This is a genomic window from Bradyrhizobium sp. UFLA05-109, from assembly GCF_054185165.1.
This window is the reverse complement of the sequence record NZ_JBBIAR010000007.1, coordinates 128,714-143,428: the sequence shown is the minus strand read 5'-3', so window position 1 is coordinate 143,428 and position 14,715 is coordinate 128,714. Positions and strand designations below refer to the sequence as shown.

The 14,715-nt window shown below is 64.1% G+C and carries 13 protein-coding genes and 1 pseudogene; 8 read left to right on the top strand and 6 right to left on the bottom strand.

Annotated features, from left to right (window positions below):
* Positions 1-149 precede the first annotated feature (149 nt).
* Complete coding sequence (locus Q3C01_RS07035) at positions 150-905, top strand: outer membrane lipoprotein carrier protein LolA (protein ID WP_458144645.1); 756 nt, start codon at positions 150-152, stop codon at positions 903-905.
* Between the two features lie 171 nt (positions 906-1,076).
* The gene (locus tag Q3C01_RS07030; protein ID WP_458144592.1) at positions 1,077-1,892 is read left to right on the top strand and encodes an exodeoxyribonuclease III; all 816 of its coding nucleotides are present in this window, start codon (positions 1,077-1,079) and stop codon (positions 1,890-1,892) included.
* A 110-nt stretch (positions 1,893-2,002) separates the two neighbouring features.
* On the opposite strand, the gene Q3C01_RS07025 is transcribed toward Q3C01_RS07030, so the two are convergent.
* Together Q3C01_RS07025 and Q3C01_RS07020 are read right to left on the bottom strand one after the other, a co-directional pair.
* Positions 2,003-2,446 (bottom strand): cyclic nucleotide-binding domain-containing protein, encoded by a 444-nt coding sequence (locus tag Q3C01_RS07025; RefSeq protein ID WP_458144591.1) that lies wholly within the window; start codon positions 2,444-2,446, stop codon positions 2,003-2,005.
* Between the two features lie 59 nt (positions 2,447-2,505).
* Positions 2,506-3,192, bottom strand: a complete 687-nt coding sequence (locus tag Q3C01_RS07020; RefSeq protein WP_027525091.1) for a response regulator transcription factor — start codon at positions 3,190-3,192, stop codon at positions 2,506-2,508.
* Between the two features lie 201 nt (positions 3,193-3,393).
* Between Q3C01_RS07020 and Q3C01_RS07015 the strand changes: the two genes are divergently transcribed.
* Both Q3C01_RS07015 and Q3C01_RS07010 read left to right on the top strand, forming a co-directional pair.
* Positions 3,394-3,954, top strand: a complete 561-nt coding sequence (locus Q3C01_RS07015; protein WP_458144590.1) for a L,D-transpeptidase family protein — start codon at positions 3,394-3,396, stop codon at positions 3,952-3,954.
* 6 nt (positions 3,955-3,960) lie between these two features.
* A pseudogene (locus Q3C01_RS07010) lies at positions 3,961-4,745 on the top strand (2-keto-4-pentenoate hydratase).
* A 183-nt stretch (positions 4,746-4,928) separates the two neighbouring features.
* Here the strand turns inward: Q3C01_RS07010 and Q3C01_RS07005 are convergent.
* A complete protein-coding gene (locus Q3C01_RS07005) occupies positions 4,929-5,618 on the bottom strand; it encodes a YggS family pyridoxal phosphate-dependent enzyme (protein ID WP_458144589.1) in 690 nt (229 codons plus the stop codon).
* A gap of 111 nt (positions 5,619-5,729) precedes the next feature.
* Between Q3C01_RS07005 and Q3C01_RS07000 the strand changes: the two genes are divergently transcribed.
* The 4 genes from Q3C01_RS07000 (at position 5,730) to holA (ending at position 11,841) form a co-directional block, all read left to right on the top strand.
* The gene (locus Q3C01_RS07000; RefSeq protein WP_458144588.1) at positions 5,730-7,427 is read left to right on the top strand and encodes a diguanylate cyclase domain-containing protein; all 1,698 of its coding nucleotides are present in this window, start codon (positions 5,730-5,732) and stop codon (positions 7,425-7,427) included.
* 114 nt (positions 7,428-7,541) lie between these two features.
* The gene (gene leuS, locus Q3C01_RS06995) at positions 7,542-10,166 is read left to right on the top strand and encodes a leucine--tRNA ligase (protein WP_458144587.1); all 2,625 of its coding nucleotides are present in this window, start codon (positions 7,542-7,544) and stop codon (positions 10,164-10,166) included.
* On the top strand, positions 10,153-10,704 hold the full coding sequence (locus Q3C01_RS06990) for an LPS assembly lipoprotein LptE (protein ID WP_458144586.1): 552 nt from the start codon (positions 10,153-10,155) through the stop codon (positions 10,702-10,704). Before leuS ends, Q3C01_RS06990 begins: the two co-directional genes overlap by 14 nt.
* Positions 10,705-10,812: 108 nt before the next feature.
* A complete protein-coding gene (gene holA / locus Q3C01_RS06985) occupies positions 10,813-11,841 on the top strand; it encodes a DNA polymerase III subunit delta (protein WP_458144644.1) in 1,029 nt (342 codons plus the stop codon).
* A gap of 244 nt (positions 11,842-12,085) precedes the next feature.
* Here holA and Q3C01_RS06980 read toward each other — a convergent pair whose 3' ends face one another.
* The 3 genes from Q3C01_RS06980 to rsmG form a co-directional block, all read right to left on the bottom strand.
* On the bottom strand, positions 12,086-12,970 hold the full coding sequence (locus tag Q3C01_RS06980) for a ParB/RepB/Spo0J family partition protein (RefSeq protein WP_458144585.1): 885 nt from the start codon (positions 12,968-12,970) through the stop codon (positions 12,086-12,088).
* Between the two features lie 164 nt (positions 12,971-13,134).
* The gene (locus tag Q3C01_RS06975) at positions 13,135-13,989 is read right to left on the bottom strand and encodes a ParA family protein (RefSeq protein WP_458144584.1); all 855 of its coding nucleotides are present in this window, start codon (positions 13,987-13,989) and stop codon (positions 13,135-13,137) included.
* 33 nt (positions 13,990-14,022) lie between these two features.
* Positions 14,023-14,664, bottom strand: a complete 642-nt coding sequence (gene rsmG / locus Q3C01_RS06970; protein WP_458144643.1) for a 16S rRNA (guanine(527)-N(7))-methyltransferase RsmG — start codon at positions 14,662-14,664, stop codon at positions 14,023-14,025.
* Between the last annotated feature and the right edge of the window lie 51 nt (positions 14,665-14,715).

The following is a 14,715-nucleotide window of genomic DNA, read 5'->3' as shown; positions in this document are numbered from 1 at the left end:
ACAATGAGTTTTTCACGCAAAAACGATATCTGCTTTTGCGCGAAACCACGGTAAAAGGGCGCCAAGCCACACAGGACGACGCGTTGACCGGAAATCCAGATATTCGATTGGCTGCCTCCTTCGCCGCGCGCAGCGCGCGGCTGGCGAGCATGCTTGTCATCACCGCCTCGATGGCTGCCGCCAGCGCGACGTCGTTCGCGCAGACCGTCCCCGTTCCGAAACCCGCACCGAAGGGCCGCGACGGCGGGCAGATGAGCGGCGGGCCCGCCACGACGGGCGCCACCCAGACGCCGCCCAATCCGATCATTCCGGATCCGCGCCGCAACGTGCCGAGCAGCATCTTCCAGACCTTTGACGATAAGCAGAAGGCGCAGGCCGCCAGGGTCAGCGCATATCTGTCGTCGTTGCAGACGCTGGTCGGCAATTTCGTGCAGGTCGGGCCCGACGGCAGCAAGACGCAAGGCGACTTCTACATCCAGAAGCCCGGCAAGATGCGCGTCGAATACGATCCGCCGAATCCGATCGACATCATCGCCGACGGATCCTCGCTCGTGGTGCGCGACCGCAAGCTCGCGACCCAGGACGTCTATCCGCTGTCGCAGACGCCGCTGCGCTTCCTGCTCTCGGACCGCATCGACCTGATGAAGGACACCAACGTCATCAACGTCACCGCGGACGATCTCTTCATCAGCGTCACCATCGAGGAGAAGCAGGCGCTGATCGGCACCAGCCGTCTGCTGCTGATGGTCGGCGCCAAGGACGGCCAGTTGAAGCAATGGACGGTGACCGACCCGCAGGGCTACGACACCACCTTCGCGGTCTACAATCTCGACAGCACCAAGAAGCTCGATCCGAACATGTTCAAGATCGACTTCACCAACTACAACGTCCCGTCGCCGGGTTGAGTTGCAGATTTGTAGGGTGGGTTAGCCGAAGGCGTAACCCACCGCTTCCGTTGCCGCGGAAACCAAAGAGGTGGGTTACGCTTCGCTAACCCACCCTACGAAGCTACAAGCGCTTCGTGCCCTGTGGACAAACCTCTCCACCATATCAAACCATGCTATGACGCATCCCTCATGCGTCTCTCCCTGACAACCTGGAACATCAATTCGGTGCGGTTGCGCATCGATCTCGTCGCCAAATTCCTCAAGAGCGCGCGGCCGGACGTGCTGTGCCTCCAGGAAACCAAGTGCATCGACGATGCCTTTCCGCTCAAGCGATTCAAGCGGCTCGGCTATGAACACGTCGCGCTGAACGGGCAGAAGGGCTATCACGGCGTCGCCATCGTCTCGAAAATTCCGTTCGAGAATACCGACATCCGCACCTTCTGCGACAAGATCGATTCGCGCCACATCTCGGTGTCGTTCGGCGAAAAGGCGCAGCTTGCAAAACCGCTGGTGCTGCACAATTTCTACGTTCCCGCCGGCGGCGACATTCCCGATCCCGCGCTGAACGAGAAATTCGACCACAAGCTTCGTTTCCTCGACGAGATGAAGGCGTGCGAGCCGCTGCATCCGCGCGGCGAGGACCGCCACATCCTGGTCGGCGATCTCAATGTCGCGCCGCATGAGAACGACGTCTGGTCGCACAAGCAGCTTCTGAAGGTCGTCTCGCATACGCCGATCGAATGCGAGAAGCTGATGGCCGCCCTTGATGCCGGCGAATGGGTCGACGTCGCGCGCGAGCGCATTCCGATGTCGGAAAAGGTCTATACGTGGTGGAGCTACCGCGCCGCCGACTGGACCGTCGGCGACCGCGGCCGCAGGCTCGACCACATCTGGGTCTCGCGCGCGCTCAAGGATGCGGTCAGCGATTTCAGGATTCTTCGCGACGCGCGGAGCTGGGAGCGGCCGTCGGATCATGTGCCGGTGACGGTGACGCTGGAGGCGTGAGCTCAGGGCTGCCCGTAGCCCGGATGGAGCGAAGCGAAATCCGGGTCAGTCGCGCCGGATCGAAACGAATCCCAGATTGCGCTTCGCTCCATCCGGGCTACGAAAGACGGCTAGTTATTCAGCTTCGAACCCGCCATCAGAATATCGCTGGCGATCTGGCTCGACCGGATCGCGAACTCGTCGCGAAGGCGGAGGGCGGCGGCGGGATCGCTCTCCAGCACGCGCTGAAACAGGCTGCGGGCGACGCGGATGACGGAGGAGTGCTCCAGCGCGATCGCGCTCGACGGACGCTTCATCGGCACCACCAGCGCAAGCTCGCCGATGAGCGTACCGGGGCCGGCGATCATCTCGGCACCGGCGCCGTCCTCGACGCGAAAGGCGCCGCGCTGAACCACGAAGCCGGCGTCCGCGTCATCGCCCTTATTGAAGAGGACATCGCCGCGCACGAAGTCACGCTGCTCGGAACCGATCGCCAACATGCGCAACGAGGCTTCTCCCAACAGGCGCAGTGTCGGGACACGCTCGAGCAGCGCTACGTCGTCGTCGATTGACATTCAGTTCCGTGGCTCAAAGGCCCGCAATCTAAAACGATTCGCGAGGCCTTCGGAGCGTATCACGGCACCAGCTTGTAGCCACCGGCTTCCGTGACCAGGATTTCCGGGTTGGCGGCGTCCTTCTCGATCTTCTGCCGGAGACGGTAGATATGGGTTTCCAGCGTGTGGGTGGTGACGCCGGAATTATAGCCCCAGACCTCCTGGAGCAGCGTCTCGCGCGAGACCGGCATCTGGCCGGCCCGGTAGAGGAAGCGCAGGATGGCGGTTTCCTTCTCGGTAAGCCGTACCTTGCGCGCGTTGGCGGCGGTCAACATTTTCGAGCCCGGGCGGAAGCTGTAGGGCCCGACCGAGAACACCGCGTCTTCGCTCGCTTCATGCTGACGAAGCTGGGCGCGAATGCGCGCCAGCAGCACCGCGAAGCGGAAGGGCTTTGCCACATAGTCGTTGGCACCGGATTCCAGGCCCAAAATCGTGTCGGAATCCGTATCGTGCCCGGTCAGCATGATGATCGGGGCCTTGAAGCCGCCCTTGCGCAAGCTGCGCACCACCTCGCGGCCGTCGGTGTCGGGCAGGCCGACATCCATCAGCACGAGATCGGGGGAATTGGCCTTTGCGGCGCTCGCGCCCTTTGCGCCGGTATCGACGGCCGAGGCTTCGAACTCTTCGTGCAGCGATAATTGCTCCACCAACGTATCGCGCAGATCGGAATCGTCATCCACGATCAGGATCTTGCGGGCATTGGCCATGGGGTCATCCTTTTGGGGTCGAACTCCGACGCGCGCATGCCGCGTGAGAGCTGCGATTGGTAAGTTAGAGGTCGCCGTTATTATTGTTGTTCGTCTTGAAGTAGTGGGCTGCTACCGATTCTCAAGCCAGAACTACTCTAACGCAGAATAGCAGGGCTTTTCGATGAATGTCCTGTAATGAAGCCGACACCGCGCCTTCACATGAAAAGACAATATATATCAATTGCTTACGCCAAAAACGGACCGCTTTCCACGATCCGGGTGAGGGCGTCGGCAGGTAATCCGCGGCGGGGCTGGCTGACTGCCGGGCCCCTGACGATTCCCGTGGCGCTGGGCCGTGGCGGCATTCGCGCCAACAAGCGCGAGGGCGACGGCGGCACGCCCAAGGGCAGCTTTCGGCCGCGGCAGCTGTGGTGGCGGGGCGACCGCCACCGCCGGCCGCAGACCTTCCTGCCGGTCCGCGCCATTCGGCCCGAGGATGCCTGGTGCGAAGATCCCGCCGACCGCCATTATAACCGGCCGATCCGGCGCGGGGCGGGGCAGGGCGGCGACCGGCTCACGCGCGGCGACCAGCTCTACGACTTCATCGTCGAGATCGACCACAACACACGGCCACGCATTCGCGGCCGTGGCAGCGCGGTGTTTTTGCATCTGGCGCGCGACAATTTCGGACCCACGGCGGGCTGTGTCTCGATGAGACAAGCGGCAATGCTGCAATTGTTGCGGCGTCTGGGACCAAAGACCAGGATCATCATCGGGTGAGGGACCATGCTCGACGAGAACCGAATCAAAGCTGCCTCGCGCGTGCTCGCGGGCCACTGGCGCGCCGGCACCAAGCTTGACGCGCTCGAAAACGCCTTGCGGCCGCACTCGCGCAGCGAGGGCTACGCCATCCAGGCTGCGCTCGAATCCGCGTCAAGCGGCACGCTGTTCGGGTAGAAGATCGCGGCGACCAGCGAGGCCGGGCAGAGGCACATCAATGTCAGGGGACCGATGGCCGGACGCATCCTGAGCGAGACCGTCATCGCCGATGGCGGCACGGCCTCGATGAGGGGCAACGAGATGCGGGTCGGGGAGCCGGAATTCGCCTTCCGCATGGCGCGCGACCTGCCGCCGCAGTCTTCGCCGTTTGGCGTCGACGAGGTACTTGCGGCGGTCGATACGCTGCATCCCGCGATCGAAATTCCGGACTCGCGCTTTGCCGATTTCGTCAGCGCCGGCGAGGCGCAGCTCATCGCCGACAATGCCTGCGCGCACCTGTTCGTACTGGGCGCGCCGACCACAGTGGATTGGCGCGCGCGTGATCTCGTGGAGGAGCGGCCGGAGATCACGCTGCGCGGCCGGCGCCATGTCGGCCATGGCAGGAACGTGCTTGGCGATCCCCGTATCGCGCTCGCCTGGCTCGCGAACGAGCTGCGCGCGCTCGGTATCACGTTGAGAGCAGGCAGGTGGTGACGACAGGCACCTGCCATCCGCCGCTACCGATCGAGGCCGGCGATCATCTCGCCGCGGATTTCGGTGCGCTGGGGAAGGTATCGGTGAGGTTCGCGTAGGCGCCACCAACACCGCCGTCGTCCCGGGGCGCGCGAAGCGCGAGCCCGGGACCCATAACCACAGGAAGAAGCTGCGGCGCGAGCTGGCAACCGCGAGTCTTCGCCAAACTGCTGCCTGTGGTTATGGCTCCCGGATCTGCGCTCCGCTTCGCTGCGCTTGTCCGGGACGACAGCGCTTCAACACTAGCGATGCCCGAAGATCGCCGAGCCCACGCGGATATGCGTGGCACCTAGCATGATGGCGGTGGCGAAATCGGCGCTCATGCCCATCGAGAGATCTTTCAATCCGTTGCGCGCGGCGATCTTGGCGGTGAGGGCGAAATGCGCGGCCGGCGGCTCGTTCGCGGGCGGGATGCACATCAGGCCGGAAATGTTGAGCCCATAGCTGTCGCGGCAGCTTGCGATGAAGGCATCCGCCTCGCCGGGCGCGACGCCGGCCTTCTGCGGCTCCTCGCCGGTGTTGATCTGGACGAAGAGCTGCGGGTGCCTGTTCTGGGATTCGATTTCCTTGGCTAACGCTTGGCAAATGCTCGGACGGTCCACCGAATGAATGGCGTCGAACAGCGCGACCGCCTCTTTCGCCTTGTTCGACTGCAGCGGTCCGATCAGATGCAGCGCGATATCCGAGTAACTCGAAATTAACGCCGGCCACTTTGCCTTGGCTTCCTGCACGCGATTTTCTCCGAATACGCGCTGCCCCGCGTCGATGACCGGTGTAATTGCATCCGCAGCGAACGTCTTCGACACCGCGATCAGCGTCACCGCGGCGCGATCGCGCTGTGCGTCCTTGCATGCGCGCGCGATCTCCTGCTCCACGGCGGCGAGCGCATTTGGTGAATGCCCGGTTAGCGGCAAGGCGTTGGCTTCTGTCATGACGTCGCTCGAGACCCGTGTGACTACCGAGGTAGTTCCAATTTTACCGACTTCAAGAAAGGCTTCTTGAACCCTTGGAACTAAGTTGCGCGCGGGGTGGGTAGCACAAAAATGGTCAACGTCAGTCTCAACCGCAAACGCGCGAAACTCAAGCAGGTTCTCGGAATCCGGGCCCGGCTTGCGTTGCTCGCGGTGATTCTGGTGGTACCCCTGATGCTGGAGCGCATCCGCTCGCTCGAAGACGCGCGCGTCAAGCAGATCGCGCAGGCGACGACCGAGTTCACGACCATCGCGCGACACAGCGCGGACGCACAGCGCGAGGTGATTTCGTCGGTCGAGACGATATTGAAATCCGAGGCTTTCATCCGCGCCTCCGCCGGCGGCGTCAGCAAGAGCTGCGACGTGCTGCGCGCGAGCCTGCCGGCCAGCCTGCCCTGGATCCGCACGCTGCTGATCGCCGGCCAGGACGGCCGCATCCAGTGCTCGACCAACAACATGTATGTCGGCCTCGACTTGAGTGACCGGCCCTATTTCCAGCAGGCGCAGGAGACCGGCCGCTTCGTGCTCTCCGATTTCCTGCTGTCAAAGCCGTCGCAAACGCCAACCGTGATGGCGGTCTATCCGGTCTCCGCGCTCTCGGGCACCTCGGACGCCGTCGTGCTCGCGACCGTGAACCTCGACTGGATGTCGAAGATCATGAACAATCTGGGCGGCCGCTCCGGCATTTCTGCCGTGCTGGTCGACAGCGCCGGCACGGTGCTGGCCGCGCCCGCGGACCAGTACAGCGCGGTCGGCCGCCCGCTCGACAATCTGCCGCTGATGTCGGCGATTGCCGACATGGCGCTCCGCTCGGACCAGGACGAAGGATCGCTGTCCTTCATGGCGGTCGACGGCTCGCGCCGCGCGGTCAGCTACATGCGCATCGCCGGCACCAATGCGCGCCTGATTGCCAGCATCGACGAGGACAAGGTCTCTGCCGCCGTCAGCCGCGACATCCGCACTGCCTATCTCCAGCTCGCTTTCGTCGTCGTGTTCGTTCTGCTCGGCGCGCTGATCGCCGCCGAGAAGCTCGTGATCAAGCCGATCGAGATGCTCGCCGACATGGCCAAGCGCTTTGGCCAGGGCGACCTCTCGGCCCGCGCCGCGCGCAATCGCCTGCCCGCCGAGTTCGTGCCGCTCGCCCGCGCCTTCAATGCGATGGCAGCCCAACTCGGCCAGCGCGAGCGCGAGCTGATCGCGAGCAACGACCGGCTTACTGTCATGGCCTCGATCGACATGCTGTCGGGCCTTGCCAACCGCCGCGGCTTCCAGAGCCGCCTCGACTTCGAATGGATGCGCGCGCAGCAATATGACAGCGACCTGTCGCTGCTGATGATCGACGTCGACCATTTCAAGCTCTTCAACGACACCTATGGCCATCTCGAGGGCGATTCCTGCCTGACCAGGGTCGGCGAGACGCTGTCGGGGATTGCGGCCGACACCATGGGCTTTGCCGCGCGTTATGGCGGCGAGGAATTCTGCCTGTTGCTGCCGAACACGGACCTCACGCGCGCCATAGAGATCGGCGAAACCGTTCGCGCTGCGGTGCTGCGGCTGTGCCTGCCGCATATCACCTCGAGCCACATGATCGTCACCGTCTCGATCGGCGTTGCCGCGGCGCGGCCCAATGAGGCCTTGCGTCCGGGCGACCTGATCGAAGCGGCCGATGCCGCGCTCTACGCCGCCAAGCATCGCGGCCGCAACACCGTCGTCGAGCACGGTCTGGTGCAGGAGAGCGAAGGCGCCGGCGCGATCGCGATGGCGGGCTGAAACAGCTCACGCTCAGGCCGTTTTGAAGGCCTTAGACGTTGACCCCACAGCGGTTTTTGTGGCCTAGTCCGCCGTCTTTACGACGGCCGAACCCTAGAAAACCGCAACGATTCCATGACCTCCGAACGTTATAACGCCCGCGATTCCGAACCGCGCTGGCAAGCCGCCTGGGACGAAAAGGCCATCTTCGTCTCCCGAAACGACGATTCGCGGCCGAAATACTATGTGCTCGAGATGTTCCCCTACCCGTCCGGGCGCATCCATATCGGCCATGTCCGGAACTATACGCTCGGCGACGTGCTGGCCCGCTTCATGCGCGCCAAGGGTTTCAACGTGCTGCACCCGATGGGCTGGGACGCCTTCGGCCTGCCTGCCGAGAACGCCGCGATCGAGCGCAAGGTCGCGCCGAAAGCCTGGACCTACGACAACATCGCCGCGATGAAGAAGCAGCTTCGCTCGATCGGGCTGTCGCTGGACTGGAGCCGCGAGATCGCGACCTGCGACCCCTCCTACTACAAGCACCAGCAGAAGATGTTTCTGGACTTCCTGCGCGAAGGCCTCGCCGAGCGCGAGAAGCGCAAGGTGAACTGGGACCCCGTCGACATGACCGTGCTCGCCAATGAGCAGGTGATCGACGGCCGAGGCTGGCGTTCGGGCGCCGTTGTCGAACAACGGGAAATGAACCAGTGGGTCTTCAAGATCACGAAGTACTCGCAGGAGCTGCTGAGCGCGCTGGATACGCTCGACCGCTGGCCCGACAAGGTGCGGCTGATGCAGCGCAACTGGATCGGTCGGTCCGAAGGCCTGCTGATCCGCTTCGCGCTGGATCAGGCAACGACGCCCGCCGGCGAGAGCGAGCTGAAGATTTTCACCACGCGCCCGGACACGCTGTTCGGCGCAAAGTTCATGGCGATCTCGGCCGATCATCCGCTGGCGCAGGCTGCCGCCGCCAAGAACCCGAAGCTTGCCGAGTTCATCGCCGAGATCAAGAAGATCGGCACCGCGCAGGAGATCATCGACACCGCCGAGAAGCAGGGTTTTGACACCGGCATCCGCGCGGTCCACCCGTTCGATCCCTCCTGGAAGCTGCCGGTCTATGTCGCGAACTTCGTGCTGATGGAATACGGCACCGGCGCGATCTTCGGCTGCCCGGGCCACGACCAGCGCGACCTCGACTTCGTCAACAAGTACAATCTCGGCGTCACGCCGGTGGTGTGCCCCGAAGGCCAGGATCCGGCGACTTTTATCATCACCGACACCGCCTATGACGGTGACGGCCGCATGATCAATTCGCGCTTCCTCGATGGCATGACCATCGACGCGGCGAAGGAAGAGATCGCAAAACGCCTGGAAAACGAGATGCGCGGCAACGCGCCCGTCGGCGAGCGGCAGGTGAATTTCCGCCTGCGCGACTGGGGCATCTCGCGCCAGCGCTATTGGGGCTGCCCGATTCCGGTGATCCACTGCCCGAAATGCGACGTCGTGCCGGTGCCGGATTCAGAGCTGCCGGTGAAGCTGCCTGATGATGCGACCTTCGACAGGCCGGGCAACGCGCTCGACCATCATCCGACCTGGAAGCACGTCACCTGCCCCAAATGCGGCGGCAAGGCACAACGCGAAACCGACACCATGGACACCTTCGTGGATTCGTCCTGGTACTTTGCGCGCTTCACCGATCCCTGGAACGAGGCCTCGCCGACGACGCCTGCAGTCGCCAACCGGATGCTGCCGGTCGACCAGTACATCGGCGGCGTCGAGCACGCGATCCTGCATCTGCTCTACAGCCGCTTCTTCACCCGCGCGATGAAGGCAACCGGCCACATCGCGCTGGATGAGCCGTTCGCCGGCATGTTCACGCAAGGCATGGTGGTGCACGAGACCTACCAGAAGGCCGACGGCACCTATGTGCAGCCGGTCGAGGTGAAGGTCGAGACCGGCAGCAACGGCCGGCGCGCCACGCTGCTTGCGACCGGCGAAGACATCCAGATCGGCGCGATCGAGAAGATGTCGAAGTCGAAGAAGAACACGGTCGACCCCGACGACATCATCGAGACCTACGGCGCCGACGTCGCGCGCTGGTTCATGTTGTCGGACTCACCGCCCGACCGCGACGTGATCTGGAGCGACGAGCGCGTCCAGGGCGCCTCGCGCTTCGTGCAGCGGTTGTGGCGGCTGGTGAACGAATCCGCAGAGGCCTCCAAGGGCGCGCCTGCGGCCCGACCGGCGAGCTTTGACGCCGATGCGCTCGCCCTGCGCAAGGCGGCTCATGGCGCGCTGGACAAGGTCACGATCGGAATCGAGCGGCTGCACTTCAACGTCTGCCTCGCCCATATCCGCGAATTCGCCAATAGCCTGTCCGAAGTGCTTCAGCGCCCCGGCCAGCCGGCGGACGACCTCGGCTGGGCCATCCGGGAGGCCGGGACCATCCTGGTCCAGCTGTTTTCCCCGATGATGCCGCATCTGGCCGAGGAGTGCTGGCAGGTGCTGGGCCAGAGCGGCTTCGTCTCGGAGGCCGTGTGGCCGCAAATCGAACGCGATTTGCTGGTTGAAGACACCGTGACCCTGGTGGTCCAGGTCAACGGCAAGAAGCGGGGTGAGGTCACGGTTGCAACAGTGGCCCAGAATCCGGAAATCGAGGCTGCCGTTTTGGCGCTCGATGCGGTAAAACTGGCCCTGGACGGCAAGCCCGTCCGCAAGGTGATCATCGTCCCCAAGAGGATCGTGAATGTTGTCGGCTAGGATCCGCATCGCAGCCCGCCTCGTCGCGGTTGCCGCCCTCGCGGCAATGACGGCCGGCTGCTTCCAGCCGATGTATGCCGAGCATACCGACGGTACTCCGGGATTGCGGGACAAGCTGATGGGGGTGGAAATCCCCCCTGTCGACAAGGCCAATGCCTCGCGCGAGGCTCGGGTCGGGGTGGAAATCCGCAACGCCCTCGCCTTCAAGCTTTATGGCACCGCGACCGGTGCGCCGCCGACCCACCGTCTGGTGCTGCGGTTCTCGACCAGCCGCTCCTCGTTGATCGTCAGCTCCGCAACCGGCCTTCCGACGAGCGAGAATTACGGCATCGACGTTCAGTATAATCTGATCGACAACGCGACCAACCAGTCGGTGATGACCGGCACCACGTTCTCGCGCGTGTCCTACGACATCCCCGGCTCATACCAGCGCTTCGCCCGTCAGCGCGCCGTTCGCGATGCGGAAGACCGTGCCGCCAACGAGGTCGCCGAGAACATCTCGACCCGCCTCGCCGCGTTCTTCACCGCCGGCACGTAACTGCTCCTTGTCATTCCGGGGCACGCGAAGCGTGAACTCGGAATCTCGATCCATAACCTCTGGATTCCGGGTTCGCGCGCTGCGTGCCCCGGAATGACGATTTGGCCCATGGTCGCGCTGCGCGGAAAAGAGATCGACGCCTTCCTCGCCCGCCCCGATTCGGGCCGCCCGATCATCCTGCTTTATGGCCCCGATGCCGGCCTGGTGCGCGAGCGCGCCGACGCGCTGATTGCGTCCGCGGTCGATGATCTCAACGACCCCTTCTCGCTGGTCAAGCTCGACGGCGATGAGCTCTCGGCTGAACCCTCGCGCCTCGTCGACGAAGCCATGACCGTGCCGCTATTCGGCGGCCGCCGCGCCATCCGCGTGCGCGCCGGCTCGCGCAGCTTTGCCAGCGGTGTCGACACGCTTGCCGAGATGAGCGTGAAGGACTGCCGCATCGTGATCGAGGCCGGCGAGCTCCGCCCCGAATCGCCGCTGCGCAAGGTTTGCGAACGCGCCAAGACGGCGGTCGCGATCGGCTGCTATCCCGACACCGAGCGCGATCTCGCCAGACTGATGGAGGACGAGCTGCGCGTTGCCAATCTGCGTATCGCGCAGGACGCCCGCGCTGCGCTGATGTCGTTCCTCGGCGGCGATCGCCAGGCCTCGCGCAACGAGCTACGCAAGCTGACGCTATATGCTCACGGCAAGGGCGAGATCACGCTCGACGACGTGATGGCGGTCGTCGCTGACGCGTCCGAGCTGAAGCTCGATCCGATCGTCGACGGCGCCTTCGCCGGACGCCCCGACATCGTCGAAAGCGAGTTCGCCAAGGCGATGATCGCCGGCACCTATCCCGGCATCATCATCTCCGCCGCGCAGCGCCAGGCGGCCTGGCTGCACAAGTCGGCACTCACCGTCGCCGAGGGCACGCCGATCTCGGCCGTACTCGAAGGCGGATTTCCGCGGCTGCATTTTTCACGAAAGCCCGCGGTCGAAACCGCGTTGCGCAATTTCAGCGTGGCGCGACTTGCCGGCATCATCGAACAGCTTGCAACCGCAGCCCTCGACACCCGCAAGCAGCCGTCCCTCGCCGCCGCAATCGCGCAGCGCACGCTGATGGCGATCGCCGCGAACGCGAAACGGCGCGGCTGAGCGCTCGCTCTATCCGCGCGTCGTTGTGGCGCCGTCCTCAACCTACGTCGTCCTGGACAAGCGAGCGGAGCGAGCGCCGATCCAGGACCCATTACCCCAGGGAATAGTTTGGCGAAGACTCGTAGTGACCCGCTTCTCGCCACAACTTCTCCCTGTGGTACTGGGTCCTGGCTTTCGCCAGGACGACACCGAGGGTGTGGCCGATTGCCTGGTCCACAACGCCTGAGGAAGTCGCGGTCTCAGTCTAGAGCACACCCTTCGCCAGCCGTCGCATCACCTCGTCGAGCTGCTCGAGGTTGCGGTAGTTGATCTGGACGGAGCCGCCGGGATCGCGGTGGTTGACGGTCACCTTGAGCCCGAGTGCGTCGCTGACGCGCTTCTCCAGATCGACCGTATCGGGATCCTTCTCCTTGGCCCCGACGCGCGCCTTCTGAGGCTTGCGCTCCGGCACGCCCTCCTCGTGCGCGAGCGCTTCGGCCTGGCGCACGTTGAGGCCCTCTTCCATGATGCGCTTGGCAGCGGCGAGCGGGTCAGGCACGCCGATCAGCGCACGGGCGTGGCCGGCCGTCAACTGTCCGGTCGCGATCAAGGCCTGCACCTCCGCCGGCAGTTTCGTCAGGCGCATCATGTTGGCGACGTGGCTGCGGCTCTTGCCGACGACTTTTGCGATGTCGTCCTGGCTGCGTTTGAACTCGTTGGCAAGCGCGTGATAGCCTTGCGCCTCTTCCATCGGGTTGAGGTCTTCGCGCTGCACGTTCTCGATGATCGCGAATTCCAGCGCATCGCTGTCGCTGATGTCGACTGGAACGATCGGCACCTCGTGCAGGCCTGCGAGCTGCGAGGCACGCCAGCGCCGCTCGCCAGCGATGATTTCGTAGCGGTCCTGCGTGCCCTTCACCGGACGGACTACGATCGGCTGGATCACGCCGTGCTGCTTGATGGAGTCGCTGAGCTCCTTGAGCTCTACTTCCGAAAATGTGCGGCGCGGGTTGCGCGGATTGGGCTTGAGGAATTCGATCGGCACCTTGCGCTGCGTGCGCGGCCGCTCGACATGCGCGGCCTCACCGCCGACGTCACCGATCAGACTCGCAAGACCCCGGCCCAGTCGCGAACGCGCTTCGTCGGCCATCGCCAGCTCCCTTGGATTCAACTCGAACGCTCCTGTTACTTTGTCCTCGTCATTCCGGGGCGCGCGAAGCGCGAACCCGGAATCTCGACGTTGTTCAATTTCAAATCTCGAGATTCCGGATCAATTCGCGTACCGCGAATTGTCCGGAATGACGTCGCCTGGATTCAATGCGTGGTGCGCAGCTCGCGCTCGCGCTGGATCACTTCGGTGGCAAGCCGCAAGTAGGCTTCGCTGCCGACGCATTTGAGATCATAGACCAGCACCGGCTTGCCGTAGGACGGCGCCTCGGAGATGCGCACGTTGCGCGGGATCATGGTCTTGTAGACTTTCGCGCCCATGAACTGACGGACGTCGGCGACGACCTGGTTCGAGAGGTTGTTGCGCGAGTCGAACATGGTCAGCACGATGCCATGGATCGACAGATTGGGATTGAGCGTCGAGCGCACCTGCTCGACGGTCTGAAGCAATTGCGACAGGCCTTCGAGCGCGAAGAACTCGCATTGCAACGGCACCAGGATCGCATCGGAGGCCGCCATCGCATTCACCGTGAGCAGGTTGAGCGAGGGCGGGCAGTCGATCAGCACGTAGGTGTAGTCGGCATCCGGCGAGACGTTGTTGTTGAGTGAGCCGATCGCATCGCGCAGCTTGAAGGCGCGACCGGGCGTGGTGCCCAGCTCGAGCTCGAGGCCGGAGAGGTCCATCGTCGAGGGCGCGATGTGCAGCCGCGGCACCGCAGTCGACACCACCGCTTCACGCAACGCGGCTTCGCCGACCAGCACGTCATAGGTTGAGCAGGAACGGTTGCGGCGATCGATGCCGAGACCCGTCGAGGCGTTGCCTTGCGGATCGAGATCGACGATCAGGACGCGCTCACCAATCGCTGCGAGTGCCGTTCCGAGATTGATCGCCGTGGTTGTCTTTCCCACGCCGCCCTTCTGATTCGCGAGGGCCAGGATCCGCGGATGGCCCTGCGGCACCGCCTCGGTCTGCTCCTGCTGAGGTTCGTCAATCACGGTCATGCCACTTCCCCACTCGACCCCGTTTTCCAGGCCTCACCCACGCCGCTGGATAGTGTCCAGCTCCACGATCCAACCGTCGCCCGTGCGGCTTTGGTGGAGCTTAGGACGAATAGTCCAATATTTAGCGGCTTCGGTCAATTCAGCCTCTACATCTTGGCCCTTAGGAAACAACGCTTTTGCACCGCTGCGCACCAAGGGCTCCGCAAAGCCGATGAGTTGATGTAGCGGAGCCAGTGCGCGCGCGGTGACGCAATCGACCGGGCCGGTGATTCTATCCACATTATCCCCGATCTCTGCGAGATGTACGACCCCCGGCGCGCAGGCTACGCGGATTGCTTCGCGCAGGAAGGCGGCCTTCTTCGCGATGCGCTCGACGAGGTGGACGCTGGCGCCCGGCACTTCCGCCATCACGCAGGCCAGGACCACGCCCGGAAAACCGCCGCCGCTGCCGAGATCGGCCCAGCGCTTCGCTGATGGTGCAAGCGAGACGAGTTGGAGCGAATCGGCGATGTGGCGGGTCCAAAGGTGCGACAGCGTCGATGGCGCGACCAGATTGGTCTTGGCCTGCCACTCCCGAAGCAGCGCGACGTAGCGATCGAGGCGTTCCTCCGTTTCACGTGAAACCGGCGCTAGCTTGAGGGCGGCGGCCTTGTCCGCCGCCAACGCCGAGTCCAGTGTCGCGGCGCTTTGCGAAGCCGCGGGCTTCCGAGTCCCCTCGCCCACGTC